Origin of the sequence: Citrobacter freundii complex sp. 2024EL-00216 (genome assembly GCF_043945515.1) — a bacterium.
Lineage (GTDB): Bacteria > Pseudomonadota > Gammaproteobacteria > Enterobacterales > Enterobacteriaceae > Citrobacter > Citrobacter portucalensis.
Genome location: NZ_JBIMRA010000004.1, coordinates 255992 through 282146, shown reverse-complemented (window position 1 = coordinate 282146; position 26155 = coordinate 255992). Strand labels below are relative to the sequence as shown.

The 26155-nt window shown below is 53.6% G+C and carries 25 protein-coding genes and 1 other annotated feature (1 of these 26 only partly in view); of the genes, 17 read left to right on the top strand and 8 right to left on the bottom strand.

Features of this window, described 5'->3' with window-relative positions:
- Nucleotides 1–103 precede the first annotated feature (103 nt).
- Both ACHHZ7_RS07320 and ACHHZ7_RS07315 read right to left on the bottom strand, forming a co-directional pair.
- The gene (locus ACHHZ7_RS07320; RefSeq protein ID WP_071446020.1) at nt 104–967 is read right to left on the bottom strand and encodes a YjjW family glycine radical enzyme activase; all 864 of its coding nucleotides are present in this window, start codon (nt 965–967) and stop codon (nt 104–106) included.
- Nucleotides 939–2489: a YjjI family glycine radical enzyme gene (locus ACHHZ7_RS07315; RefSeq protein WP_060682781.1), complete on the bottom strand. Its 1551-nt coding sequence runs from the start codon at nt 2487–2489 to the stop codon at nt 939–941. Before ACHHZ7_RS07315 ends, ACHHZ7_RS07320 begins: the two co-directional genes overlap by 29 nt.
- A 261-nt stretch (nt 2490–2750) precedes the next feature.
- Here ACHHZ7_RS07315 and deoC point away from each other — a divergent pair, with 261 nt between their 5' ends.
- The 4 genes from deoC (at nt 2751) to deoD (ending at nt 7187) form a co-directional block, all read left to right on the top strand.
- Nucleotides 2751–3530, top strand: a complete 780-nt coding sequence (gene deoC / locus ACHHZ7_RS07310) for a deoxyribose-phosphate aldolase (protein WP_003019042.1) — start codon at nt 2751–2753, stop codon at nt 3528–3530.
- Between the two features lie 135 nt (nt 3531–3665).
- Nucleotides 3666–4988, top strand: coding sequence for a thymidine phosphorylase (deoA, locus tag ACHHZ7_RS07305; RefSeq protein ID WP_003845626.1), 1323 nt, complete (start codon nt 3666–3668; stop codon nt 4986–4988).
- Between the two features lie 51 nt (nt 4989–5039).
- Entirely contained in the window at nt 5040–6263 is a 1224-nt protein-coding gene (gene deoB / locus ACHHZ7_RS07300; protein WP_060682780.1) for a phosphopentomutase, read from the top strand.
- A 204-nt stretch (nt 6264–6467) separates the two neighbouring features.
- On the top strand, nt 6468–7187 hold the full coding sequence (deoD, locus tag ACHHZ7_RS07295; RefSeq protein ID WP_000224864.1) for a purine-nucleoside phosphorylase: 720 nt from the start codon (nt 6468–6470) through the stop codon (nt 7185–7187).
- 150 nt (nt 7188–7337) lie between these two features.
- On the opposite strand, the gene lplA is transcribed toward deoD, so the two are convergent.
- Together lplA and ACHHZ7_RS07285 are read right to left on the bottom strand one after the other, a co-directional pair.
- Nucleotides 7338–8354: a lipoate--protein ligase LplA gene (gene lplA, locus ACHHZ7_RS07290; protein WP_008786135.1), complete on the bottom strand. Its 1017-nt coding sequence runs from the start codon at nt 8352–8354 to the stop codon at nt 7338–7340.
- A 37-nt stretch (nt 8355–8391) separates the two neighbouring features.
- Complete coding sequence (locus ACHHZ7_RS07285) at nt 8392–9033, bottom strand: YtjB family periplasmic protein (protein ID WP_003829948.1); 642 nt, start codon at nt 9031–9033, stop codon at nt 8392–8394.
- A gap of 115 nt (nt 9034–9148) precedes the next feature.
- Between ACHHZ7_RS07285 and serB the strand changes: the two genes are divergently transcribed.
- The 3 genes from serB to nadR all read left to right on the top strand — a co-directional run bounded on the left by serB (nt 9149) and on the right by nadR (nt 12901).
- A complete protein-coding gene (gene serB / locus ACHHZ7_RS07280; protein ID WP_003829946.1) occupies nt 9149–10117 on the top strand; it encodes a phosphoserine phosphatase in 969 nt (322 codons plus the stop codon).
- An 83-nt stretch (nt 10118–10200) separates the two neighbouring features.
- Nucleotides 10201–11583 (top strand): DNA repair protein RadA, encoded by a 1383-nt coding sequence (gene radA / locus ACHHZ7_RS07275; RefSeq protein ID WP_003829944.1) that lies wholly within the window; start codon nt 10201–10203, stop codon nt 11581–11583.
- A gap of 88 nt (nt 11584–11671) precedes the next feature.
- Entirely contained in the window at nt 11672–12901 is a 1230-nt protein-coding gene (gene nadR, locus ACHHZ7_RS07270) for a multifunctional transcriptional regulator/nicotinamide-nucleotide adenylyltransferase/ribosylnicotinamide kinase NadR (RefSeq protein WP_032942319.1), read from the top strand.
- Between the two features lie 199 nt (nt 12902–13100).
- Here the strand turns inward: nadR and ettA are convergent, their stop codons facing one another.
- On the bottom strand, nt 13101–14768 hold the full coding sequence (gene ettA / locus ACHHZ7_RS07265) for an energy-dependent translational throttle protein EttA (RefSeq protein ID WP_003829940.1): 1668 nt from the start codon (nt 14766–14768) through the stop codon (nt 13101–13103).
- Nucleotides 14769–14975: 207 nt separating this feature from the next.
- Here ettA and sltY point away from each other — a divergent pair, with 207 nt between their 5' ends.
- Both sltY and trpR read left to right on the top strand, forming a co-directional pair.
- Complete coding sequence (gene sltY / locus ACHHZ7_RS07260; RefSeq protein ID WP_057067007.1) at nt 14976–16913, top strand: murein transglycosylase; 1938 nt, start codon at nt 14976–14978, stop codon at nt 16911–16913.
- An 89-nt stretch (nt 16914–17002) separates the two neighbouring features.
- Complete coding sequence (trpR, locus tag ACHHZ7_RS07255) at nt 17003–17329, top strand: trp operon repressor (protein WP_032934222.1); 327 nt, start codon at nt 17003–17005, stop codon at nt 17327–17329.
- Nucleotides 17330–17418: 89 nt separating this feature from the next.
- Here the strand turns inward: trpR and yjjX are convergent, their stop codons facing one another.
- Entirely contained in the window at nt 17419–17943 is a 525-nt protein-coding gene (gene yjjX, locus ACHHZ7_RS07250) for an inosine/xanthosine triphosphatase (RefSeq protein WP_057067005.1), read from the bottom strand.
- A 71-nt stretch (nt 17944–18014) separates the two neighbouring features.
- Between yjjX and gpmB the strand changes: the two genes are divergently transcribed.
- On the top strand, nt 18015–18662 hold the full coding sequence (gene gpmB / locus ACHHZ7_RS07245; RefSeq protein ID WP_003019006.1) for a 2,3-diphosphoglycerate-dependent phosphoglycerate mutase GpmB: 648 nt from the start codon (nt 18015–18017) through the stop codon (nt 18660–18662).
- On the opposite strand, the gene robA is transcribed toward gpmB, so the two are convergent.
- Complete coding sequence (gene robA / locus ACHHZ7_RS07240) at nt 18659–19528, bottom strand: MDR efflux pump AcrAB transcriptional activator RobA (protein ID WP_048214985.1); 870 nt, start codon at nt 19526–19528, stop codon at nt 18659–18661. The two genes, gpmB and robA, sit on opposite strands and share 4 nt — an antisense overlap.
- Before the next feature lie 211 nt (nt 19529–19739).
- Between robA and creA the strand changes: the two genes are divergently transcribed.
- From creA to creD, 4 genes are read left to right on the top strand one after another with little or no spacing between them, the layout of a single operon-like run.
- A complete protein-coding gene (gene creA / locus ACHHZ7_RS07235; protein WP_003018998.1) occupies nt 19740–20213 on the top strand; it encodes a protein CreA in 474 nt (157 codons plus the stop codon).
- Nucleotides 20214–20225: 12 nt separating this feature from the next.
- Nucleotides 20226–20915: a two-component system response regulator CreB gene (creB, locus tag ACHHZ7_RS07230; protein ID WP_048214984.1), complete on the top strand. Its 690-nt coding sequence runs from the start codon at nt 20226–20228 to the stop codon at nt 20913–20915.
- A complete protein-coding gene (gene creC, locus ACHHZ7_RS07225) occupies nt 20915–22339 on the top strand; it encodes a two-component system sensor histidine kinase CreC (protein ID WP_048214983.1) in 1425 nt (474 codons plus the stop codon). The genes creB and creC overlap by 1 nt, the downstream gene beginning before the upstream one ends.
- A gap of 57 nt (nt 22340–22396) precedes the next feature.
- Nucleotides 22397–23758, top strand: coding sequence for a cell envelope integrity protein CreD (gene creD, locus ACHHZ7_RS07220; RefSeq protein ID WP_060682779.1), 1362 nt, complete (start codon nt 22397–22399; stop codon nt 23756–23758).
- A gap of 60 nt (nt 23759–23818) precedes the next feature.
- Here the strand turns inward: creD and arcA are convergent, their stop codons facing one another.
- The gene (gene arcA, locus ACHHZ7_RS07215; RefSeq protein ID WP_001194359.1) at nt 23819–24535 is read right to left on the bottom strand and encodes a two-component system response regulator ArcA; all 717 of its coding nucleotides are present in this window, start codon (nt 24533–24535) and stop codon (nt 23819–23821) included.
- A 95-nt stretch (nt 24536–24630) separates the two neighbouring features.
- Between arcA and yjjY the strand changes: the two genes are divergently transcribed.
- The 3 genes from yjjY (at nt 24631) to thrL (ending at nt 26134) form a co-directional block, all read left to right on the top strand.
- Nucleotides 24631–24771, top strand: coding sequence for a protein YjjY (yjjY, locus tag ACHHZ7_RS07210; RefSeq protein ID WP_042998021.1), 141 nt, complete (start codon nt 24631–24633; stop codon nt 24769–24771).
- Nucleotides 24772–25170: 399 nt separating this feature from the next.
- A complete protein-coding gene (locus ACHHZ7_RS07205) occupies nt 25171–25857 on the top strand; it encodes a tRNA/rRNA methyltransferase (protein ID WP_003829762.1) in 687 nt (228 codons plus the stop codon).
- Nucleotides 25858–26063: 206 nt separating this feature from the next.
- Nucleotides 26064–26155: a sequence feature (Thr leader region), on the top strand; it runs 35 nt beyond the window's last position.
- The gene (gene thrL / locus ACHHZ7_RS07200) at nt 26069–26134 is read left to right on the top strand and encodes a thr operon leader peptide (protein ID WP_032337689.1); all 66 of its coding nucleotides are present in this window, start codon (nt 26069–26071) and stop codon (nt 26132–26134) included. (Overlaps the previous feature by 66 nt.)

The following is a 26155-nucleotide window of genomic DNA, read 5'->3' as shown; positions in this document are numbered from 1 at the left end:
TAGGCGCTCCGTAGGCCTGATAAGCAAAGCGCATCAGGTATAACTTTGCCGGATGGTGGCTGTGTTTTTTCCGGCCTGCAAATGATGTAGCCGCATCCGGCAATCACAGGTACAGCGCCGGGAAGATCAAATTATCCACCCTGCGCTCGCGCAATCTTTGCGCCAGGTGTTCCACATCCTTCGGCGTGGCGCTCGGCCAGTCCTTCGCTTCGCCATACACCCCGTGCGCATGAAAGGCATTCAACCGTACCGGTACGTCGCCGGTGCGTTTGATAAACGCCGCCAGCGCATCGATATGCTGTAGATAATCTTCCTGACCAGGAATAACCAGCAGGCGGAGTTCCGCCAGTTTTCTCTGCCCGGACAAAAAGGTAATGCTTTGTTTAATCAGCGTGTTATCGCGGCCGGTAAGCTGCCGATGACACGTGCTGTCCCAGGCTTTTAAATCCAGCATTACGCCGTCGCACACCGGTAGCAGCTTCTGCCAGCCGGTTTCGCTCAGCATGCCGTTGCTGTCGACCATGCAGGTCAGGTGTTGCAACTGCGGATCGGTTTTTATCGCGGTAAATAGCGCCACAATAAAGGGGAGCTGGGTAGTCGCTTCACCGCCACTAACGGTTATCCCTTCGATAAACAGTGACGCTTTACGAATATGTTGCAGCACTTCATCAACGCTCATACTCTGCGCCATCGGCGTGGCCTGCTGGGGGCACATATGCAGGCAGGTGTCACACTGCTGACACACATCGGACTGCCACCACACTTTCCCTGCGCTCAGGCTCAGCGCCTCATGCGGGCAATGCAGCACACACTCCCCGCAGTCGTTGCAGCGTCCCATCGTCCACGGATTGTGGCAATTTTTACAGCGCAGATTACATCCTTGCAGAAACAGAGCCAGGCGACTGCCCGGCCCATCGACGCAGGAGAAAGGAATCAGCCTACTGACTAAAGCGCATCTGCTGTTCATGGCTAATCACGCGAGGTTGTCGTTCCAGAATGCGCGTATTGCGCGCGGCTTCTTCGCCAAGCCAGGTGGTGTTGGTTCGTGACCCTTCGGCGCGATACTTTTCCAGATCTGACAGGCGCACCATGTAACCCGTAACGCGAACCAGATCGTTGCCGCTCACGTTGGTGGTAAACTCGCGCATTCCGGCTTTAAACGCCCCGAGGCACAACTGCACCAGCGCCTGAGGATTACGCTTGATGGTTTCATCCAGAGTGAGAATGTCGCTGATCCCGGCGTGATAAAACGCGTGATGTGGCGCGACGGTTTGCAGATGGGTGATCGGGTCCGGCTCATCGCCGTAAGGCAGGCGTGCCCCTGGCGTGGTGCCGATGTCAGAACTGATGCCCGACTGTGCATGCAGCATCGCGCGCTGCTTCCAGCCATATTTCACCGGGGTGTTTTCGACAAACTCCGCCAGGTAGGCGCTAATACGATAGCCGAGCTGATTGGCGAACTCATCTTTCCCATAGCGCGCATTCTGTCCCGCCTTATCGCACAGCAGGTTAACCGCCTCCGCCAGACCATACATCCCGAACATAGGCACAAAACGTTCGGGATCAATCAACCCTTCCTGCACGAGGAAGCTATTCTCAAAGAAATGTGATTTCTCATAGAGGAATTCACATCGTGAATCAATGATGGCGATTTGCTGCTGGCAGTAGTGCGGTAGGGTGCGCGTAAAGAAGTCATCGACAGAGGCGCTGCGCTCTGCGATGGCTTTCAGATTAAGCCTGACCAGCGTGCTTCCCCCCCCGGCGAGCGGCAAAGAGTTGTAACAACTGACGACGCCATACTGACCTTTTGTGAAAATTTTATCATTTTCAGGGCCGTTGGAAATATGCGGCTTACTGCACTCGCAGATATTTTGCGCCACGTTGAGCAGCAGATCGTCAGGTGTGATTTGCGGGTCATAAATGAATGTAAGATTAGGAGAAACCTGCTTTAACTCTGCATCTGCGCGTAAAATTGCACGGGTGACTGGTGTATCGGCGGGGCCGATATTGGCATGCATAAACGCGTCTGGCAGGGTTCTGTCGAGATAACGCCAGAAACGTTTTATTCGAATATCGATCTCGTCTTGTGTTAGAATTCTAACATGCGGTTGCAGCAAGGCATCGAGCTGGCCGAGATAAACCGGCATCGACGTCACTGACGGAACATGGTGGTAAAGAATAGTGAGTAAGGACAACGCGTCATCAAGATCCTTGGCGCCTTCCAGCTCCAGCCACGATGAGCCATTGGCCAGAAAACGCGCGTAATCGGGTAAAACATAGCGCGGTTTGAACGGGGCATGACCTTCGTACATATCGCAGATTACCCCATCATCCAGCGCCTGACGTGCCTGTGCAGGCAGTTGCGGGTAAGGCAGCGCGTTTTCAGCTTCCAGCGCCAGAAAGTGGCGTTTCTGCTCAGGGCTGAGCACTGGGCTGGTCACGATTTGTTGGCAACGCTGTTGCAGCGCGAGTTCGCTTGAAGTGGGCATCGTTGATTCCTTTTTATCCCGAAGGTGTAACGCCATTGTAGAAAGCAACGCCGCCACAACCTTTGATCCGGATGCGCCTGATGCCACCGCATCCCTTTATAAAAGGTGATTTATTTGAAGTAGATCTCATTAGAGTAATGCAAATCTGTATGTGGTTTTCATTAACTGTGATGTATATCGAAGTGTAATAGCGAGCGGATGTTAGAATACTAACAAACTCGCAAGGTGAAATTTTATACGGCGATGCCGTTGGAGAATGTTATGACCGATTTAACAGCAAGCAGCCTGCGTGCACTGAAACTGATGGACCTGACCACCCTGAATGACGACGACACCAATGAAAAAGTGATCGCGCTGTGTCATCAGGCGAAGACCCCGGTTGGCAACACTGCCGCAATCTGTATCTATCCGCGTTTCATCCCTATTGCGCGTAAGACCCTGAAAGAGCAGGGCACGCCGGACATCCGCATTGCAACCGTAACCAACTTCCCGCATGGCAACGACGACATCGAGATTGCGCTGGCTGAAACCCGCGCGGCGATTGCTTACGGCGCAGATGAAGTTGACGTGGTGTTCCCGTACCGTGCGCTGATCGCCGGTAACGAGCAGATTGGTTTCGATCTGGTTAAAGCCTGCAAAGACGCGTGTGCGGCGGCAAACGTGCTGCTGAAAGTCATCATCGAAACCGGTGAGTTGAAAGAAGAAGCTCTGATTCGCAAAGCGTCTGAAATCTCCATCAAAGCTGGTGCTGATTTCATCAAAACCTCTACCGGTAAAGTGCCGGTCAATGCGACGCCGGAAAGCGCACGCATCATGATGGAAGTGATCCGCGACATGGGTGTTTCTAAAACTGTAGGTTTCAAACCGGCTGGTGGCGTGCGCACTGCAGAAGATGCACAGCAGTTCCTGGCGATTGCCGATGAACTGTTTGGCGCTGACTGGGCTGATTCTCGTCACTACCGTTTTGGCGCATCCAGCCTGCTGGCGAGCCTGCTGAAAGCGCTGGGTCACGGCGACGGCAAGAGCGCAAGCAGCTACTAAGCCTTATATTGCCGGAGCTGTAGCGACGTAGGCCGGATAAGGCGTAGCCGCCATCCGGCATTAAGACGACTGCCGGGTGGCGCGTTGCTTGCCCGGCCTACAACGGCCTTCTACTCTTTTCCCCTGGGGGTTACCGTGTTTCTCGCACAAGAAATTATTCGTAAAAAACGTGATGGTCATGCGCTGAGCGATGAAGAAATTCGTTTCTTTATCAATGGTATTCGCGACAACACCATCTCTGAAGGGCAAATCGCCGCCCTGGCGATGACCATTTTCTTCCACGATATGACAATGCCTGAGCGAGTTTCGCTGACCATGGCAATGCGTGATTCAGGAACCGTGCTGGACTGGAAAAGCCTGCAGCTGAACGGCCCGATTGTGGATAAACACTCTACCGGCGGTGTAGGTGACGTAACGTCACTGATGTTAGGCCCGATGGTCGCAGCGTGCGGCGGCTATATTCCGATGATCTCCGGGCGTGGCCTGGGGCATACCGGCGGTACACTCGATAAACTGGAAGCGATTCCTGGATTTGACATCTTCCCGGACGACGCGCGCTTCCGTGAAATTATTAAAGACGTGGGTGTGGCGATTATTGGGCAAACCAGCTCGCTCGCACCGGCGGATAAACGTTTTTATGCCACCCGCGATATTACCGCGACGGTGGATTCCATCCCGCTGATTACCGGTTCCATTCTGGCGAAAAAACTGGCGGAAGGGCTGGATGCGCTAGTGATGGATGTGAAAGTGGGCAGCGGCGCCTTTATGCCGACCTACGAGCTTTCTGAAGCTCTTGCTGAAGCGATTGTCGGTGTGGCAAACGGTGCGGGTGTACGTACCACCGCGCTGTTAACCGATATGAACCAGGTGCTGGCCTCCAGCGCAGGTAACGCGGTCGAAGTTCGCGAAGCGGTGCAGTTCCTGACCGGTGAATACCGCAATCCACGTCTGTTAGACGTCACCATGGCGCTGTGCGTGGAAATGCTGATCTCCGGTAATCTGGCGAAAGATGACGCCGAAGCCCGTGCGAAATTGCAGACCGTGCTGGACAACGGTAAAGCGGCAGAGATTTTTGGTCGCATGGTTGCGGCGCAAAAAGGCCCGACCGATTTCGTCGAAAATTATGCGAAGTACCTGCCGACGGCAATGCTCAGCAAAGCGGTATATGCTGATACCGAAGGCTTTGTCAGCGCGATGGATACCCGCGCGCTGGGGATGGCGGTCGTTTCCATGGGCGGCGGTCGTCGTCAGGCTTCGGACACCATTGATTACAGCGTTGGCTTTAGCGATATGGCGCGTCTGGGCGACAGCGTAGACGGACAACGCCCGCTGGCGGTGATCCACGCGAAAGACGAAGCCAGCTGGCAGGAAGCGGCGAAAGCGGTCAAAGCGGCAATTAGCCTTGACGATAAAGCGCCAGAAATTACACCGACAGTCTATCGTCGTATTACCGAATAACTGTATACTGATCTGATCGCTTTTTTGCGGCGCAGATGTATGGAGAACAAGATGAAACGTGCATTTATTATGGTGCTGGACTCCTTTGGTATTGGTGCGACTGAAGATGCGGATCGCTTTGGCGACGTAGGTTCAGACACTATGGGACACATTGCAGAAGCCTGTGCGAAAGGTGAGGCTGACAATGGTCGCAAAGGTCCACTGAATCTGCCTAACCTGACCCGTCTGGGCCTGGTGAAAGCTCACGAAGGTTCTACCGGTAAAATTGCTGCTGGTATGGACGGTAACGCGGAAGTGATTGGTGCCTACGCATGGGCGCATGAACTTTCTTCCGGGAAAGACACGCCGTCTGGCCACTGGGAAATCGCGGGTGTCCCGGTTCTGTTTGATTGGGGTTATTTCTCCGATCATGAAAACAGCTTCCCGCAGGAACTGCTGGATAAACTGGTAAAACGTGCCAACCTGCCAGGCTACCTCGGCAACTGCCACTCTTCCGGTACCGTGATCCTGGATCAGCTGGGTGAAGAGCATATGAAAACCGGCAAGCCGATTTTCTATACCTCCGCTGACTCCGTGTTCCAGATTGCCTGCCACGAAGAGACGTTTGGCCTGGATAAACTCTACGAGCTGTGCGAAACCGCACGTGAAGAGCTGACCGAAGGTGGTTACAACATCGGTCGTGTTATCGCACGTCCGTTTATCGGTGATAAAGCCGGTAACTTCCAGCGTACCGGTAACCGTCACGACCTGGCCGTTGAGCCGCCAGCACCGACCGTGCTGCAGAAACTGGTCGACGAAAAAGACGGTCACGTGGTTTCCGTCGGTAAAATTGCGGATATCTACGCTAACTGCGGCATCACCAAAAAAGTGAAAGCCACCGGTCTGGACGCGCTGTTCGACGCCACCATCAAAGAGATGAAAGAAGCAGGTGATAAGACCATCGTCTTCACCAACTTCGTTGATTTCGACTCTTCCTGGGGACATCGTCGCGATATCGCCGGTTATGCTGCGGGCCTGGAACTGTTCGACCGCCGTCTGCCTGAGCTGATGGAGCTGGTGGGTGAAGATGACATTCTGATCCTGACCGCTGACCACGGCTGCGACCCAAGCTGGACCGGCACTGACCACACCCGTGAACACATCCCGGTACTGGTCTACGGCCCGAAAGTGAAACCAGGTTCTTTAGGTCACCGTGAAACCTTCGCGGATATCGGTCAGACGCTGGCGAGCTACTTTGGTACGTCACCGATGGACTACGGTAAAAACATGCTGTAATACCCGTTGTCTTTCGCGCTGTAGATGCGTTGACTTCATTCGCTCACCCCGGTCACATAGTGAATCTATGCTCCCGGGGATTCACGAATTCGTCGCCTTCCTACAACGCGAAATCCTTAGGGTATTTCACTGTTTTGCATACGTTTTGTAGGCCTGATAAGGCGTAGCCGCCATCAGGCAATAACAACGAAATAAGGACAAAAAATGGCAACTCCACATATTAATGCAGAAATGGGTGATTTCGCTGACGTCGTATTGATGCCGGGCGACCCGCTGCGTGCAAAGCATATTGCTGAAACTTTCCTCGAAGATGTTCGTGAAGTGAACAACGTTCGCGGCATGTTAGGTTTTACCGGTACTTACAAAGGCCGTAAGATCTCCGTTATGGGTCACGGTATGGGTATCCCGTCCTGCTCCATCTACACCAAAGAGCTGATCACCGATTTCGGCGTGAAGAAAATCATTCGCGTAGGCTCCTGCGGCGCTGTGCGTATGGACGTTAAACTGCGTGACGTGGTTATCGGTATGGGCGCTTGCACCGACTCCAAAGTTAACCGTATCCGTTTTAAAGATCATGACTTCGCTGCTATTGCTGACTTCGACATGGTGCGTAACGCGGTTGATGCGGCAAAAGCACTGGGTGTAGACGCGCGCGTGGGCAACCTGTTCTCTGCTGACCTGTTCTACTCTCCGGACGGTGAAATGTTCGACGTGATGGAAAAATACGGCGTGCTGGGCGTGGAAATGGAAGCGGCGGGCATCTACGGTGTTGCTGCGGAATTTGGTGCAAAAGCGCTGACCATCTGCACCGTTTCCGACCATATCCGTACTCACGAGCAGACCACTGCCGCTGAACGTCAGACGACCTTCAACGACATGATCAAAATCGCGCTGGAATCCGTTCTGCTGGGCGATAAAGAGTAAGGGTTGTTATGGCCCGGTGGCGCTTCGCTTACCGGGCCTACGGGAATGCCGCTATTAATGCCTGATGGCGCTTCGCTTATCAGGCGTACAGGAGCGGTCTTGTAGGCCGGATAAGGCGCAGCCGCCATCCGGCAATTCGCCACTAATCGCTTAACGCACGGCCTTCGCCACCCACGCCGCCAGTTCACGCAGCTCGTTTTCCTGATCCGCATATTCCGTAACCAGCGCTTCGCAAGTCTGCTGTAAAACATCGGCGCGATACTGGCAGCCCTGTAGCCGCTCCGCCAGCGCTTCTAACGGCGCGGGATTGAGACTGTCGGTAAACACCTGTGTGCGCGTGATATGACCTTTTTCGACGTCGAAATGCAGCTCAACGCCACCCCAGGTGAAACGCTCGTCCAGCAGATGCGAGAAAGCAGGTGCCTGACCAAAATTCCATTCCCAACTGCTCTGGCGGGCAAAGGTTTCGGCAAAATTTGGCAGGTCCGGCGTTTTATCTGGTGAGATCACTTCCGCTTCAACGCGTTCGCCATAATGAGCAAAAAAGGCTTCCGTGATGGCCTGACAGACCTGTTCATGGGTGATGCCCGGTAACAGCTCCGTCAAATTCGCCACCCGTGAGCGGACAGAGGTGATCCCCTTTGCCGCGAGTTTCTTTTTGTCGGGATTGAGATAATTTGCTAGGCGGCTGAGATCGGCATTTAGCAGCAGCGTGCCGTGGTGGAAGCCGCGATCTTTCGTTTCCCGATAAGCAGAGCCTGAAACCTTGCGATCGCCGTCTGGCGTTTTCACAACCAGATCGTTACGCCCGGAGGCGTCCGCCGTCACTCCCAGAGAATTCAATGCGTTGAGGACAATCGCGGTGGAAATGGTTTTGTCGTACTCCGGTTTACCGGCCATAAAGGTAAAGCAGGTATTACCTAAGTCATGGAACACCGCGCCGCCGCCGCTGCTACGGCGGGCGAGCCGCACGTTGTCTTCCTCCATACGGCGGGTATTACACTCTTTCCACGGGTTTTGCGCCCGGCCAATCACCACCGTATCGGCGTTACGCCACAAGAACAGGACGCGCTGCGTGGCGGGCATCTGGCGAAAAATGCACTCTTCGACCGCGAGGTTAAACCACGGATCGTAAGAGTCTGAGATAAGCAGGCGTAGTGTAGTCATGGTTGATTTCCCTTCTGTTTTACAGTTTTTACTGCTTTTACTCTTTTTTCTCGTTGTCTTCTTCCTGCACCGGTTTGTTGGCGGTCAACAGGAAAGGGGATTGCTGCCAGCGGGTACGCTTGCCTTGCAATAAGGTACGGGTGAGCACGACGCCAATCGCCAGCGCCAGCAGCAGCATCAGGCGTAAGATATTGGTGGTGTTATCTACCTGCTTCGCCTCGGTGGCGAGGGTGTGGGTATCCAGCGTCAGACGCAAATAGCCCAGCGGACCATTTTTCCCCTGAATGGGTTCGACAATCTGCTGGTTAAAATAACCCCCGGCTTTTTTGCCGTCGAGCGCCAGTCGGTCACGAACGTTGACGCTCTCGCCGGTGCGCGTAATCAGGTCTCCCTGTTCATCGTATACGCCAGCGTCCAGAATACGGCTACTTTCCGTCAACTGTGTGAGTACCGCTTTGATGCGTTTTTCATCCGGCGTTTCGGTACGCATTAGCGGAGCAACATTTAGCGCCACCTGGCGGGCCAGCGTACGGGCCAGCTCTTCGAGCTGCGGATTACGCTGCTGCTGGTGACTTTGACTAAACCAGGATGCGCCCTGCATCAGGGCGACGAGCAGCGCAAGACAGAACAATACAATCACTGCACGATGAAGTCGGAATTTCAGTTTTGCGCGAGCCATATTCCACCTGCTGAAAATTTGAGACTTAATGTTGCCAGAAGCGCTGGTTACAGGGTAGCCTCATGCGTTATTTTCCCCTGATGATTCCGACCCGAACGATTTTACAGGAGCTTTAATGCCTAACATAACCTGGTGCGATCTACCTGAAGATGTTTCTCTGTGGCCAGGTCTGCCTCTCTCTTTAAGTGGCGATGAAGTCATGCCGCTGGACTACCACGCGGGCCGCAGTGGCTGGCTGCTGTACGGTCGTGGGCTGGATAAACAACGTTTAACGCAATACCAGAGCAAACTGGGTGCAGCGATGGTGATTGTTGCTGCCTGGTGCGTCGAGGATTATCAGGTGATTCGCCTGGCGGGTTCGTTAACGCCGCGCGCGGCAAAACTGGCGCATGATGCCAAACTGGATGTTGCCCCGTTAGGCAAAATTCCGCATCTGCGCACACCGGGTTTACTGGTGATGGACATGGACTCAACGGCAATCCAGATCGAATGCATTGATGAAATTGCTAAACTGGCTGGAACCGGTGAGATGGTTGCGGAAGTCACGGAACGCGCAATGCGCGGCGAACTGGACTTTACCGCCAGCCTGCGTAGTCGCGTGGCGACGCTGAAGGGTGCTGATGCCAATATTCTGCACCAGGTGCGCGAAACGCTACCGCTGATGCCAGGCCTGACACAGCTGGTGTTAAAACTGGAGACGCTCGGCTGGAAAGTGGCTATTGCCTCTGGCGGCTTTACCTTCTTTGCCGATTACCTGCGTAATAAACTGCGTCTGACGGCGGCTGTAGCAAACGAGCTGGAGATCATGGACGGTAAATTTACCGGCAACGTGATCGGCGATATCGTCGATGCCCAGTACAAAGCCAATACCCTGACCCGCCTGGCGCAAGAGTATGAGATCCCGATGGCGCAGACGGTGGCGATCGGCGACGGTGCTAACGATCTGCCGATGATCAAAACGGCTGGGCTGGGTATTGCGTATCATGCTAAACCGAAAGTGAATGAAAAGACGGAGATTACTATCCGCCACGCTGACCTGATGGGCGTGTTCTGCATTCTCTCCGGCAGCATGAACCAGAAATGATTAAATTGCCCGATGGCAAGGTGTCCGTAGGCCGGATAAGCGCCTGCGCCATCCGGCAAAAGCGTTAACGAAAGAGGTAAAACGTGGCCAAAGCTCCAAAACGCGCCTTTGTTTGTAATGAATGCGGGGCCGATTACCCGCGCTGGCAGGGGCAATGCAGCGCCTGTCAGGCCTGGAATACCATTACCGAGGTGCGCCTTGCCGCATCGCCAACGGTGGCGCGTAACGAGCGGCTCAGTGGCTATGCCGGGAATGCGGGCGTGGCAAAAGTGCAGAAGCTGTCTGACATCAGCCTTGAAGAACTGCCGCGTTTTTCCACTGGATTTAAAGAGTTTGACCGCGTGCTGGGCGGTGGTGTGGTACCCGGCAGCGCTATTCTGATTGGCGGTAACCCCGGCGCGGGGAAATCAACGCTGCTGCTGCAAACGCTGTGCAAGCTTGCTGAGCAGATGAAAACTCTGTACGTCACCGGTGAAGAGTCACTGCAGCAGGTGGCGATGCGTGCGCACCGGCTCGGTTTGCCGACAGCGAATCTGAATATGCTGTCGGAAACCAGTATCGAACAAATTTGCCTGATTGCCGAAGAAGAACAGCCGAAGCTGATGGTGATCGACTCCATTCAGGTAATGCACATGGCGGATATTCAGTCTTCGCCGGGCAGCGTGGCGCAGGTGCGTGAAACGGCGGCTTATCTGACGCGCTTTGCCAAAACGCGCGGCGTGGCGATTGTCATGGTCGGCCACGTCACCAAAGACGGCTCGCTGGCCGGGCCGAAGGTGCTCGAACACTGTATTGACTGTTCGGTACTGCTCGATGGTGACGCCGATTCCCGTTTCCGTACTCTGCGTAGCCATAAAAACCGCTTTGGCGCGGTGAATGAGCTGGGCGTCTTTGCCATGACCGAACAGGGCCTGCGTGAAGTCAGCAACCCTTCCGCTATCTTCTTAAGCCGTGGCGATGAGGTCACCTCCGGCAGTTCGGTGATGGTGGTCTGGGAAGGTACGCGCCCGCTGCTGGTAGAGATTCAGGCGCTGGTCGATCACTCAATGATGGCGAACCCGCGTCGCGTGGCGGTCGGTCTGGAACAGAACCGTCTGGCGATTCTGCTGGCGGTGCTGCATCGTCACGGTGGCTTGCAGATGGCGGATCAGGACGTGTTTGTTAACGTAGTCGGCGGCGTAAAAGTCACCGAAACCAGCGCCGACCTGGCGTTGCTGCTGGCAATGGTCTCCAGCCTGCGTGACAGACCGCTGCCACAGGATTTAGTGGTCTTTGGCGAAGTGGGGTTGGCGGGCGAAATCCGTCCGGTACCCAGCGGGCAGGAGCGTATTTCGGAAGCGGCGAAGCACGGCTTTCGCCGGGCGATTGTCCCTGCCGCTAACGTACCGAAAAAAGTACCGGAAGGCATGCAGGTCTTTGGCGTTAAGAAGCTTGCGGATGCGTTAAGCGTGTTTGACGACCTATAATCAAATACCCGTACATACTGATTTTGTAGGCCTGATAAGCGAAGCGCCATCAGGCAGTGTTACGCGATTTTTCCAGCAGGAGGCTCTTGTGTCATTTGAATATCTGAAAACCGCCATAAAGCAAAAGGGCTGTACCCTGCAACAGGTGGCGGATGCCAGTGGCATGACCAAGGGATACCTAAGCCAACTGCTGAATGCCAAAATCAAAAGCCCCAGCGCGCAGAAGCTGGAGGCGTTGCACCGCTTTCTCGGTCTGGAGTTTCCGCGCCAGCAGAAAAATATCGGTGTGGTATTCGGCAAGTTTTATCCGCTGCACACCGGCCATATCTATCTTATCCAGCGCGCCTGTAGCCAGGTCGATGAACTGCATATCATCATGGGCTATGACGACACGCGCGATCGCAGCCTGTTTGAAGACAGTGCCATGTCGCAACAGCCTACGGTGCCCGATCGTTTACGCTGGCTGCTGCAAACCTTTAAGTATCAGAAAAATATCCGTATTCATGCCTTCAACGAAGAAGGCATGGAGCCGTATCCGCACGGCTGGGACGTGTGGAGCAACGGGATCAAAAGGTTTATGCAGGAGAAAGGGATCCAGCCAAACTGGATCTACACCTCTGAAGAATCAGATGCCCCGCAGTATCTCGAACATTTGGGGATCGAAACCGTGCTGGTGGATCCTAAGCGGACGTTCATGAGCATCAGCGGCGGGCAAATCCGTGAAAACCCGTTTCGCTACTGGGAGTATATTCCGACCGAAGTGAAGCCGTTTTTCGTGCGCACCGTGGCGATCCTCGGCGGGGAGTCGAGCGGTAAATCGACGCTGGTGAACAAGCTCGCCAATATTTTTAATACCACCAGTGCGTGGGAATACGGGCGTGATTATGTCTTCTCCCATTTGGGCGGCGATGAGATGGCGTTGCAGTATTCTGACTACGATAAAATCGCCTTAGGACAAGCGCAATACATTGACTTTGCTGTTAAGTACGCCAATAAAGTGGCGTTCATCGACACCGATTTCGTGACCACTCAGGCCTTCTGTAAAAAGTATGAAGGGCGTGAACACCCGTTTGTGCAAGCGCTTATTGATGAGTATCGCTTTGACCTGGTGATCCTGTTGGAAAACAACACCCCGTGGGTGGCGGATGGCTTACGCAGCCTTGGAAGCTCAGTTGACAGAAAAGCGTTTCAGACGCTGCTGGTCGAGATGCTGCAGGAAAACAATATCAATTTCGTGCACGTACAGGAGCCTGACTACGACGGTCGCTTCCTGCGCTGCGTGGAGCTGGTGAAAGAGTTGATGGGCGAGCAGCGTTAGGTTTTAATGCCGGATGCGCTGCGCTTATCCGGCCTACAAGTCGCACTAACCTCGTAGACAGGATGGCGCTGCGCTTGTCCGGCCTACAAGTCGCACTAACCTCATAGACAGGATGGCGCTGCGCTTATCCGACCTACAAGTCGCACTAACCTCGTAGGCTGGATAAGGCGTAACGCCGCCATCCGGCACTTAACGCTAATTACTTAGAAATACGCTTGTACTTAATACGTTTCGGCTCCAGCGCATCGGCGCCCAGCGTACGTTTCTTGTACTCTTCGTATTCGGTAAAGTTACCTTCGAAGAACTCAACCTTACCTTCATCCTGGTAATCCAGAATGTGGGTGGCGATACGGTCGAGGAACCAACGGTCGTGCGAGATAACCATCGCGCAGCCCGGGAATTCCAGCAGGGCGTTTTCCAGCGCGCGCAGGGTTTCGATATCCAGGTCGTTGGTTGGTTCATCGAGCAGCAGCATGTTGCCGCCAACCTGCAGCAGCTTCGCCAGGTGCAGACGACCACGCTCACCACCGGACAGCTCGCCGACGCGTTTGCCCTGATCCACACCTTTGAAGTTGAAGCGGCCCACGTAGGCACGGCTTGGCATCTCGGTGTTGCCGATTCGCATGATATCCAGCCCGCCGGAAACTTCTTCCCACACGGTTTTGCTGTTGTCCATGGCGTCACGGAACTGGTCAACGGAGGCCAGTTTGACGGTTTCACCCAGCGTGATGGTGCCGCTGTCAGGCTGTTCCTGACCGGACATCATACGGAACAGGGTAGATTTACCCGCGCCGTTCGGACCGATGATGCCGACAATTGCGCCTTTCGGTACGGAGAAACTCAGATCGTCGATCAAAACGCGATCGCCGTAGGATTTACGCAGATTGGTGACTTCAACGACTTTATCGCCCAGACGTGCTCCAGGTGGAATAAACAGTTCGTTGGTTTCGTTACGTTTCTGGTATTCGGTGTTGTTCAGCTCTTCAAAGCGTGCCAGACGGGCTTTACCCTTAGACTGACGACCTTTAGCGCCCTGACGCACCCACTCCAGCTCTTTCTCAATGGATTTACGGCGAGCCGCTTCCTGAGAGGCTTCTTGGGCCAGACGCTGATCTTTCTGCTCCAGCCAGGAAGAGTAGTTACCTTCCCACGGAATACCTTCACCACGGTCCAGCTCCAGGATCCAGCCCGCAACGTTGTCGAGGAAGTAACGGTCGTGGGTAATCGCCACTACGGTGCCTTCGAAGTCGTGCAGGAAGCGTTCCAGCCACGCGACGGATTCCGCATCCAGGTGGTTGGTCGGTTCGTCGAGCAGCAGCATGTCTGGTTTTTCCAGCAGCAGGCGACATAGCGCAACGCGGCGGCGTTCACCACCGGAGAGATTCTCAATTTTAGCGTCCCAGTCCGGCAGACGCAGGGCGTCAGCGGCACGCTCAAGCTGCACGTTCAGGTTATGGCCGTCGTGCGCCTGGATAATTTCTTCAAACTTGCCCTGTTGTGCGGCCAGTTTATCGAAGTCAGCGTCCGGCTCGGCGTACTTAGCGTAAACTTCATCCAGACCTTTCAGTGCACTAACCACTTCGGCAACCGCTTCTTCAACGGATTCACGAACGGTATGTTCCGGGTTCAGTTTTGGTTCCTGCGGCAGGTAACCGATTTTAATGCCTGGCTGTGGGCGAGCTTCACCTTCGATATCGGTATCAATGCCGGCCATGATGCGCAGCAGGGTAGATTTACCCGCGCCGTTCAGACCGAGTACACCGATTTTGGCGCCAGGGAAGAAGCTCAGTGAGATGTTTTTAAGAATATGACGTTTCGGCGGAACGACTTTGCCGACACGATGCATGGTATAAACGAATTGAGCCACGTGGACTTCGCCTCTTTTATAGTGATGAATAGAGTTTTCAAAGGCGAAGTGTAGCCTTTTTCATTGCTCAATCCCAGCCAGCAGATCCCACTCGCAACAAAAGTAAAAAAGTGTCCGTGACGTGGCGCATTCTGCAATGTCTGGTTAGCATGAATTAATTAAGCGGCATGATGCTGCACAGACGTAACATGAGAAGAGGAAGAGCTTGTGGACAAAGCCAATCAATTTACCTGGCGCCTGCTGGCAGCCAGCGTATGTCTGCTGACGGTCAGTCAGGTGGCGCGAGCCGACTCCCTGGATGAGCAGCGCAATCGCTATGCGCAAATTAAGCAGGCCTGGGATAACCGACAGATGGATGTCGTAGAGCAGATGATGCCCGGCCTGAAGAACTATCCTCTGTATCCCTATCTGGAATATCGTCAGATCACTGACGACCTGATGAATCAGCCGACCATTACCGTCACCAATTTTGTGCGCGCCAACCCGACGCTGCCCCCGGCGCGTACTCTGCAATCGCGTTTTGTGAATGAACTGGCGCGCCGCGAAGACTGGCGTGGACTGCTGGCGTTTAGCCCGGAAAAACCGGGTACCACGGAAGCGCAATGTAACTATTACTTCGCGAAATGGAGTACCGGGCAAACCGAAGAAGCCTGGCAGGGCGCGAAAGAGCTGTGGTTGACCGGGAAAAGTCAGCCGAATGCCTGTGACAAATTATTTGGCGTATGGCGCGCCTCAGGCACTCAGGATCCGCTGGCGTATCTGGAGCGTATTCGTCTGGCGATGAAAGCCGGGAATACCGGTCTGGTGACGGCGCTGGCCGGACAGATGCCCGCACAATACCAAACCATTGCCTCTGCGATCATCTCGCTGGCCAACGATCCGAATTCGGTGATGACTTTTGCTCGCACCACTGGTGCCACGGATTTCACCCGACAGATGGCGGCGGTCGCCTTTGCCAGCGTGGCGCGTCAGGATGTGGAAAACGCCCGCCTGATGATCCCGTCCCTGGTACAGGCGCAACAGCTTAATGACGAGCAAACCCAGGAGCTACGCGATATTGTTGCCTGGCGTCTGATGGGCAATGACGTCACCGACGAGCAGGCCAAATGGCGTGATGATGCGATTATGCGCTCCAATTCCACCTCGCTTGTGGAGCGTCGCGTGCGCATGGCGCTGGGAACCGGCGATCGTCGTGGCCTGAATACGTGGCTGGCGCGTCTGCCAATGGAAGCAAAAGAAAAAGACGAGTGGCGCTACTGGCAGGCTGATCTGCTGCTGGAGCGCGGACGTGATGCGGAAGCCAAAGAGATACTGCACCAGCTCATGCAGCAGCGTGGTTTCTATCCGATGGTGGCGGCACAGCGGCTGGGCGAAGAGTACGAGCTGAAAGTGGATAAAGCGCCAGCGAACGTTGATTCTGCGCTGACTCAGGGGCCAGAAATGGCACGCGTACGCGAGCTAATGTACTGGAACATGGATAATACCGCGCGCAGTGAATGGGCGAATCTGGTTACCAGCCGTACCAAGTCCGAGCAGGCTCAGTTGGCACGTTACGCGTTCAACAATCACTGGTGGGATCTGAGCGTTCAGGCGACGATCGCCGGTAAGCTGTGGGATCATCTGGAAGAGCGCTTCCCATTGGCCTATAAAGACCTGTTTACCCGTTACACCAGCGGCAAGGATATTCAACCAAGTTATGCGATGGCGATAGCGCGTCAGGAAAGCGCCTGGAACCCGAAAGTGAAATCACCGGTCGGCGCCAGCGGGCTGATGCAGATTATGCCGGGCACGGCGACGCATACGGTGAAAATGTTCTCGATTCCAGGTTACAGCAGTCCGAGCCAGCTACTGGATCCTGATACCAACATCAACATTGGTACCAGCTATTTGCAGTACGTATATCAGCAATTCGGCAATAACCGCATCTTTGCGTCGGCAGCCTATAACGCCGGTCCGGGACGCGTTCGCACCTGGCTTGGCAATAGCGCTGGCCGCATTGATGCTGTGGCGTTTGTCGAAAGTATTCCATTCTCAGAGACGCGTGGTTACGTGAAGAATGTGCTGGCTTATGATGCGTACTATCGCTATTTCCTCGGCGATAAACCGGAGTTGATGAGCGACGCAGAATGGCAACGTCGTTACTGATCGTGTCGATTGTGTTATGCTATCGTACTCGTTAAAGAGTACAAAAGGGGGAAGCAAGCACGCTTCCCCCGCAACGATGGCGATATCTTATGACTCAGCAATCACCCTATTCAGCAGAGATGGCAGAACAACGTCACCAGGAGTGGTTACGTTTTGTCGATCTGCTTAAACACGCCTACGAACAAGATTTACACCTGCCACTGCTCAATTTGATGTTAACGCCGGATGAGCGTGAAGCGTTGGGCACGCGTGTGCGTATCATTGAAGAGCTGCTGCGCGGCGAGATGAGCCAGCGTGAGCTTAAAAACGAGCTCGGGGCGGGGATTGCCACTATTACGCGAGGGTCGAACAGCCTCAAATCCGCACCGGTGGATTTGCGTCAGTGGCTGGAGCAGGTGTTGCTGAAAAGTGTCTGATTTTCTCGTAGGCCGGATAAGGCGAAGCCGCCATCCGGCAATGGTGCGCGCTGCTTGCCTGATGGCGCTACGCTTATCAGGCCTACAAATTACAATGACTCATCGTATATCGCGTTATGAAACGGGCTGAGCGCCAGAATCACCGCCTGGTGATAGACGCTTGAGCGCGTCAGCTTGCCCGCGGTAAAAACGCCGATTGCGCCTTCTTTACGGCCAATTTCATCAATACCCGTATAGTCCGACATCACCGGGCCGAGTGCTTCACCTTTGCGGACTCTGTCGAGAATGACAGTCGGCAATGGCAGCGTGGCTGAACGGGCTTCACCGCGCTGAATGCCGTTATCAATCACCACCCAACTAAAGGTGGCATCGTCGTCAATTCCTGCTTCAATGGCGACCCAGAAATCAGCCTGCGGGTGCAGGCGGCGAGCGTTATCAACGCGATTTCGTGCGCCAGTGCGCGTTTCCTGGTTTCCGAAAGGTTGTTCCGGCACGCCACTCTCGACGGCGACGGGTTCAATATGGCAGGATCCTTCCCCGAAAATCTCTTCAAATGCCCGCAGAATTGCCTGAATTTTGGCAGGATTGGTGGTCGCAGAGATAACCTTGTGCATAATTAAGCTCAGTTTGAAAATTCATCGCAGAGTCTACTCAACGTATGACGAGTATATAACGGAAAAAAAGCATGTTACAGGTATACCTTGTTCGCCATGGCGAAACGCAGTGGAACGCCGAGCGACGTATTCAAGGCCAGTCAGACAGCCCACTAACCGCTAAAGGTGAACAACAAGCCATGCAGGTGGGAGAACGCGCCCGCTCGTTTGGTATTACGCATGTCATCAGTAGCGATCTTGGTCGTACACGACGCACCGCAGAAATCATCGCCCAGGCCTGCGGCTGTGATATCACCTATGATTCTCGTCTGCGTGAGCTGAATATGGGGGTGCTGGAAAAACGTCACATCGATACGCTGACGCCAGAGGAAGAGGGCTGGCGTCGCCAGTTGGTGAACGGCACGGTGGATGGTCGTATTCCGGAAGGGGAATCGATGCAGGAGCTGAGCGATCGCGTCAACGCGGCGCTGGCATCCTGTCTGGAGCTGCCGCCGGGAAGTCGTCCACTGCTGGTCAGCCACGGTATCGCGCTGGGTTGCCTGGTGAGCACAATTCTGGGATTACCGGCATGGGCTGAACGTCGCTTGCGTCTGCGCAACTGTTCAATTTCTCGCGTTGATTACCAGGAAAGCTTATGGCTGGCACCGGGATGGGTCGTTGAAACGGCAGGGGACATCTCACATCTGGACGCCCCTGCGTTGGATGAACTACAGCGCTAGCGGCGAATCGGAATCAGGAATTCGCAGCGCAGGTTGATCGGGCGATCTCCCGCTTTGGCATCTTCTGCCGGGTAGTATCGCTCGATATCCTGTCCTTTACGGCGCGTCAGGTTCAGCATCGGCATGCATGTGCCGTAAACCGTCAGGATAAACTCTTGCACGCCGGTTCCCAGCCCTTCGTAGGTAAACATCACGTACTCGCCACCCTGTAACAGGATAGGCTGCGCCGACGGCACATAGCCATTGGCCTGTTCCGGCGTCAGTGCTGTGGTGTAAAACACTTCCTGTTCGTCGTCTTTTTCAATGCTCGGACGCGTTTCGTTAAGCCCGTACAGCACTGGCGGGATCGCCGGAGCCTGAGCAAGGAAGTCGCGCCAGAACTGAATACGCATTTCATGACGGAAATCTGAAATCTGTTCCAGCGAGCAGGAATAGCTTTGCGTGGTGCCGAGCAGTTGCGTATCTTCCAGGGTGACAAACTCGTGCGCAGGCATCGCAAATTCACCCAGTCGCATTGGCGGGCGAATACCGAATGCACTCCATTCCGGTGAACGGCGATACAGCGCTGGTGTCTGCGAAAATTGTTTCTTGAATGCGCGAGTAAAAGTTTGTTGAGAGTCGAAGCGATATTGCAGCGCAATATCCAAAATTGGACGCGCAGTCAGGCGCAGCGCCACTGCGGATTTCGATAAACGACGGGCGCGGATATAGGCGCCAATAGCATGGCCCGTCACGTCCTTAAACATTCTCTGCAGGTGCCACTTGGAATAGCCCGCTTTTGCCGCCACATTGTCAAGCGACAAAGGCTGATCCAGATGACCTTCCAGCCAGATTAATAGGTCGCGAATAATGCCAGCCTGATCCATAAAATATCCTCATCCTTTCAACAACGAGTACCTGACGTCAGGTATGAGGATAATAGCATTTTTTGCTGTTTTAGCATTCAGTGTTTTTTTTGCTCATAAGTGCTTTTTTCGGACATACGAAAGCGTGATTATTGTAATCCTGTGATCTGTATACATTTTATCTTAGAATGTTTAATAATTACGCAGAACAACTTTTAAGAATGGTAACAATATGAAATATAAGAGCTTAGTCATTTCCTCAATTCTGCTGATGTTGGCGCAGGTCGCCCATGCGGAGCAGATTGGATCTGTCGATACGGTGTTCAAAATGTTTGGGCCGGATCATAAAATTGTGGTCGAAGCGTTTGACGATCCGGATGTTACCAATGTGACCTGTTACGTGAGTCGTGCGAAGACCGGCGGCATCAAAGGTGGACTGGGGCTGGCGGAAGATACCTCCGATGCCGCCATCTCTTGCCAGCAGGTTGGGCCGGTAGAACTGAGCGACAGAATCAAGAACGGTAAAGCTCAGGGCGAAGTGGTATTTAAGAAACGTACCTCGCTGGTGTTTAAATCTTTACAGGTCGTGCGTTTTTACGATGCGAAACGTAATGCGCTGGCCTATCTGGCCTATTCAGATAAAGTGGTCGATGGATCGCCCAAAAATGCCATCAGCGCGGTACCCATCATGCCGTGGCGGCAATAACAAGGAAGCACAATGCAACAGCCGTTGATCTGGTTGGTTGAGGATGAGCAGGGAATCGCTGATACGCTTATCTACATGCTGCAACAGGAAGGGTTTAGCGTAGAGGCGTTTGAGCGCGGATTTCCCGTGCTGGAGAAATCTCGCCAGCAATGCCCTGATGCCATCATTCTGGATGTCGGGCTACCGGATATCAGCGGTTTTGAACTGTGCCGACGTTTACTGGAACGCCACCCGGCGTTGCCGATCCTATTTCTGACCGCGCGCAGCGATGAAGTGGATCGCCTGTTGGGGCTGGAAATTGGCGCAGATGACTATGTTGCCAAGCCTTTCTCGCCGCGTGAGGTGTGCGCTCGTGTGCGTACGCTGCTGCGGCGGGTGCAAAAATTCTCCACGCCTTCATCGACGACACGCTGTGGGGATTTTGAACTTAATGAGCTGGCCGCGCAGATTACCTGGTTCAGCATGCCGTTGAACCTGACGCGTTATGAATTCCTGCTGCTGAAAACATTGCTGATGTCGCCGGGACGTATTTACTCTCGCCAGCAGCTGATGGATTTAGTCTGGGCAGACGCGCAGGATACCTTTGACAGAACGGTTGATACTCACATCAAAACGCTGCGCGCCAAGCTGCGGGCTATCAATCCGGAGCTTTCCCCCATCAATACACATCGCGGTATGGGATACAGCCTGAGGAATTGCTGATGCGCATTGGCATGCGTTTGCTGCTCGGCTATTTTCTGATTGTCGCGGTCGCCGCCTGGTTTGTTCTGTCGATCTTTGTGCAGGAAATTAAGCCAGGCGTTCGTCGGGCGACCGAAGGTACTCTAATTGATACCGCCACGCTGCTGGCTGCACTGGCGCGTGATGACGTGCTCTCTGACTCACCGGCTAACGGCAAGCTGGCGCAGGCATTTGCGCAGCTGCATAACCGCCCATTTAACGCCAACATCAGCGGCATTAACAAAGTGCGTAATGAATACCATGTCTACATGACGGACGCGCAGGGCAAGGTGTTGTTTGATTCAGCTAACCAGGCCGTCGGTCAGGACTACTCCCGCTGGAACGATGTGTGGTTAACGCTGCGTGGGCAGTATGGCGCCCGCAGCACGCCGCAAAACCCGAACGATCCGGAAAGCTCGGTGATGTACGTTGCCGCGCCGATCGTAGACGGTGGGCGTATTATCGGCGTGCTCAGTGTCGGCAAACCAAATGCGGCGATGGCACCGGTGATTAAACGCAGTGAACGGCGAATGCTGTGGGCCAGCGCCGTATTGCTGGGCATTGCCCTGGTGATTGGCTTCGGGATGGTATGGTGGATAAACCGATCCATTGCCCGGCTGGCGCGTTATGCCGACTCCGTTACCGAGAATCGCCCCGTCCCACTGCCTGATTTAGGCAGCAGCGAGTTACGCAAACTGGCGCAGGCGCTGGAAAGTATGCGTCTGAAGCTCGAAGGCAAGAACTACATTGAGCAGTATGTCTACGCGTTAACGCATGAGCTGAAAAGTCCGCTGGCGGCCATTCGTGGCGCGGCAGAGATATTGCGCGAAGGCCCGCCGCCAAACGTGGTAGCGCGTTTTACCGATAATATTCTGACGCAAAATGCGCGCATGCAGGCGCTGGTCGAAACTTTGCTGCGCCAGGCGCGACTGGAGAATCGACAGGACATTACGTTGACGGCGGTGGAGGTAGATACGCTTTTTGCTCAGCTCAAAGAGGCGCGTAGCGTGCAGCTGGCGGCAAAAAACATTACGCTGACCATTCTGCCTTCATCGCTTAGCGTCGCTGCCGATCCCGCGTTACTGGAGCAGGCATTGGGGAACTTGCTCGACAACGCTATCGACTTCACGCCACAGGGCGGGACGATTACGTTGAGCGCGCATCAGCAGGAGGAGCTGGTCACATTGCAGGTTACCGACAGCGGTAGCGGGATCCCTGATTTTGCGTTGCCGCGTATTTTTGAGCGCTTCTACTCGCTGCCCCGCGAGAATGGACACAAGAGCAGCGGTTTGGGGCTGGCGTTTGTCAGTGAAGTTGCACGACTGCATGAAGGTACGGTGACATTATCTAACCGACCAGAGGGCGGTGCACAGGCCTCGTTTACGCTTCACCGTCACTTCACATAACTTCAAATTCTCCGCACATAGCTGTTCTACCTTGCTGATATTGCAAAGGAGAACGCTATGTTTAAATCACCCCTGTTTTGGAAAATCGTCACCTTAGGCGGCGCAATATTACTGCTGTTAATTCCACTGACGATGGTCAGGCAGATAATCGTTGAGCGATCGGATTATCGTGATGAAGTCGAAGATGCTATTCGTCAGAGCACCAGCGGGCCGCAAAAGATGGTCGGGCCGCTGATAGCCATTCCGGTGACAGAGCTTTACACCTCGCTGGAGGATGGCAAAGAGATCCAGCGTAAGCGCAGCTATATCCATTTCTGGCTGCCGGAGTCGTTGGTGGTTGAGGGGAATCAGAACGTTGAAGCACGTAAAATTGGTATTTATGAGGGCCAGGTCTGGCACAATGACCTCTCGGTGAAGGCTGAGTTTAACGCCGAACGCTTGCGCGATTTAAACCATCCCAATGTCAGCGTCGGCAAACCGTTTATCGTGGTTGGCGTGGGGGATGCGCGCGGGATTGGTGTGGTGCAAGCGCCGCAGGTCAATGGGGAATCGCTGGCCGTTGAGCCAGGGACGGGGCTGGATGGGGGAGCTCAAGGGATCCACATACCGCTACCTGACGCGAGCTGGGCGGAGCAAAACCTGAGCATGGTGCTGTCGTTGAATTTGAGCGGAACCGGAGATTTCTCCGTTGTTCCGGTTGGCCGTAACAGTGAAATGACTTTAACCAGCAACTGGCCGCATCCCAACTTTCTGGGGGATTTCCTCCCGGCGAAGCGCGAAATCAGCGAGTCAGGATTTAAGGCCCAGTGGCAAAGCAGCTGGTTCGCGAATAACCTCGGCGAACGCTTTGATGGCGAAAAGATTGGCTGGAAGGGAATGCCTGCATTTAGCGTTGCCGTCGCCACGCCAGCGGATCAGTATCAGTTAACGGACAGGGCTACCAAGTATGCCATCCTGCTGATTGTACTGACCTTTATGTCTTTCTTCGTGCTTGAAAGTATGACCAGCCTGCGTCTGCACCCGATGCAGTATCTGCTGGTGGGGCTATCGCTGGTGATGTTTTATCTGCTGCTGCTGGCATTGTCTGAGCACATTGGGTTTACGGCGGCGTGGATTACAGCAAGCCTGGTAGGCGCGTTAATGAACGGGGTGTATCTGCAGGCGATATTACAGAGTTGGCGGAACAGTATTTTATTCACCGTGGCGCTGCTGGGGTTGGATGGGGTGATGTGGGTGCTACTACGTTCACAGGACAGCTCTTTACTGCTGGGAACCGGCGTGCTGTTGGTCGCGTTGTGTGGCGTGATGTTCCTGACGCGTCATCTTGACTGGCACTCGCTGGCACAGCCAAAACCAAAACCGACAGAAATTCCGGAGCCTCTGCCTGCGCAGAGTGACGAGTTTCGCTTATGGAAATAGGGCGGAGGGGAAATGAAAAACGGCGCATAATGCGCCGTTTTTTTACCTGTGAGGATTGAATTAATCCTGCAGGTCGCCGCAGAAACGGTAGCCTTCACCGTGAATGGTGGCGATGATTTCTGGCGTATCCGGCGTAGATTCGAAATGTTTACGAATGCGGCGGATAGTCACGTCAACGGTACGGTCATGCGGCTTCAGTTCGCGACCGGTCATTTTTTTCAGCAGTTCTGCGCGAGACTGGATTTTGCCCGGATTCTCACAGAAGTGAAGCATTGCACGGAATTCGCTGCGTGGCAGTTTATACTGCTCGCCGTCAGGACCAATCAGAGAGCGGCTGTTGATGTCCAGCTCCCAGCCGTTGAACTTGTAGCTTTCGACGCTACGGCGTTCTTCGCTGACAGTACCCAGGTTCATGGTACGGGACAGCAGGTTACGAGCACGGATAGTCAGTTCGCGCGGGTTAAACGGCTTGGTGATGTAATCGTCTGCGCCGATTTCGAGGCCGAGAATTTTATCGACTTCGTTATCACGGCCCGTCAGGAACATCAGCGCAACGTTAGCTTGTTCGCGAAGTTCGCGCGCTAACAGTAGGCCATTTTTCCCAGGCAGATTGATATCCATAATCACAAGGTTGATGTCATATTCAGAGAGAATCTGATGCATTTCCGCGCCATCTGTCGCTTCGAATACATCATAGCCTTCTGCTTCGAAAATGCTTTTCAACGTGTTGCGTGTTACTAACTCGTCTTCAACGATAAGAATGTGCGGGGTCTGCATGTTTGCTACCTAAATTGCCAACTAAATCGAAACAGGAAGTACAAAAGTCCCTGACCTGCCTGATGCATGCCGTAAATTAACATGATCGGCGTAACATGACTAAAGTACGTAATTGCGTTCTTGATGCACTTTCCATCAACGTCAACAACATCATTAGCTTGGTCGTGGGTAGTTTCCCTCTGGACCCGACAGTGTCAAAAACGGCTGTCATCCTAACCATTTTAACAGCAACATAACAGGCTAAGACATGCCGGACACCCAATAAAACTACGCTTCGTTGACATATATCAAGTTCAATTGTAGCACGTTAACAGTTTGATGAAATCAACGTATCCAAATGTTTGCTTTCATCACAAAATTGCAATATTACAACTAGTTGCACGAGCTAATTAATAAATGTAATGAATCCAACCAATGCGATCCATTTTAAAATAAATTATCATGGATAAACAGAGGGATATACAACTTTTGTTAACATAAAAAGCAATAGTACAGTTTGGAAATAGTTTAGCATTTTTTACCGGATGCGAAATCCTTTTTCAGTGACTTCTGTTAAAAAAATGTAAATTTGCGCTGCGTAATATGTTGACGTGCATCACATTATTACTTGCAGACTGACCAAAAAGAGTATCGAAATGCGTTTAACAATTATTCTGGTTGCCCCTGCCAGAGCGGAAAATATTGGCGCGGCTGCCCGTGCGATGAAGACCATGGGATTCACTCAATTACGTATCGTTGACAGCGAGGCGCACTTGGAACCCGCCACGCGATGGGTCGCGCATGGATCGGGCGACATTATTGATAATATTAATGTTTTTCCAACGTTAGCCGATGCGCTTCACGACGTTGATTTTACCGTTGCGACCACCGCGCGTAGCCGGGCGAAGTTCCATTATTACGCCACCCCGGTCGAACTGGTTCCCCTGTTACAGGAGAAATCCACGTGGATGGAACATGCAGCGCTGGTGTTTGGTCGTGAAGATTCGGGGCTGACCAATGAAGAATTAGCGCTGGCAGATGTACTCACTGGTGTACCGATGGTCGCTGACTATCCTTCACTCAATTTGGGGCAGGCGGTGATGGTGTATTGCTATCAATTAGCAGGTTTAATACAACAACCGGCCAAAAACGTTGAGGTGACGGATGAGCTTCAGCTGCAGGCATTGCGCGCACGCGTTTTGCGTTTATTAGCCACGCTGAACGTTTCTGACGACATCAAGCTGACGGACTGGTTGCAACAGCGAATGGGTCTGTTGGGGCAGCGAGACACGGCAATGTTGCACCGTTTTTTACATGATATTGAAAAAAACATCACAAAATAAAATGTCGAACAATTTTTGTTGTGTAGTGTTTTGTTCTTGGTTCAAGTGGGCTCGACATGCTGTATTGGTTGAAAGTAAAAGGGCAAGCAGTCGCTCATGAACAAGTTTCGGAATGTGATCAATTTAAAAATTTATTGACTTAGGTCAGCAGATACTTTAACCCTAAAAGAATACAGGACAGATAATAAATAATTACAGAGCACACAACATCATGAAACGCATCAGCATCACCATTACTACAACCATCACCATTACCACAGGTAACGGTGCGGGCTGACGCGTACAGGAAACACAAGAA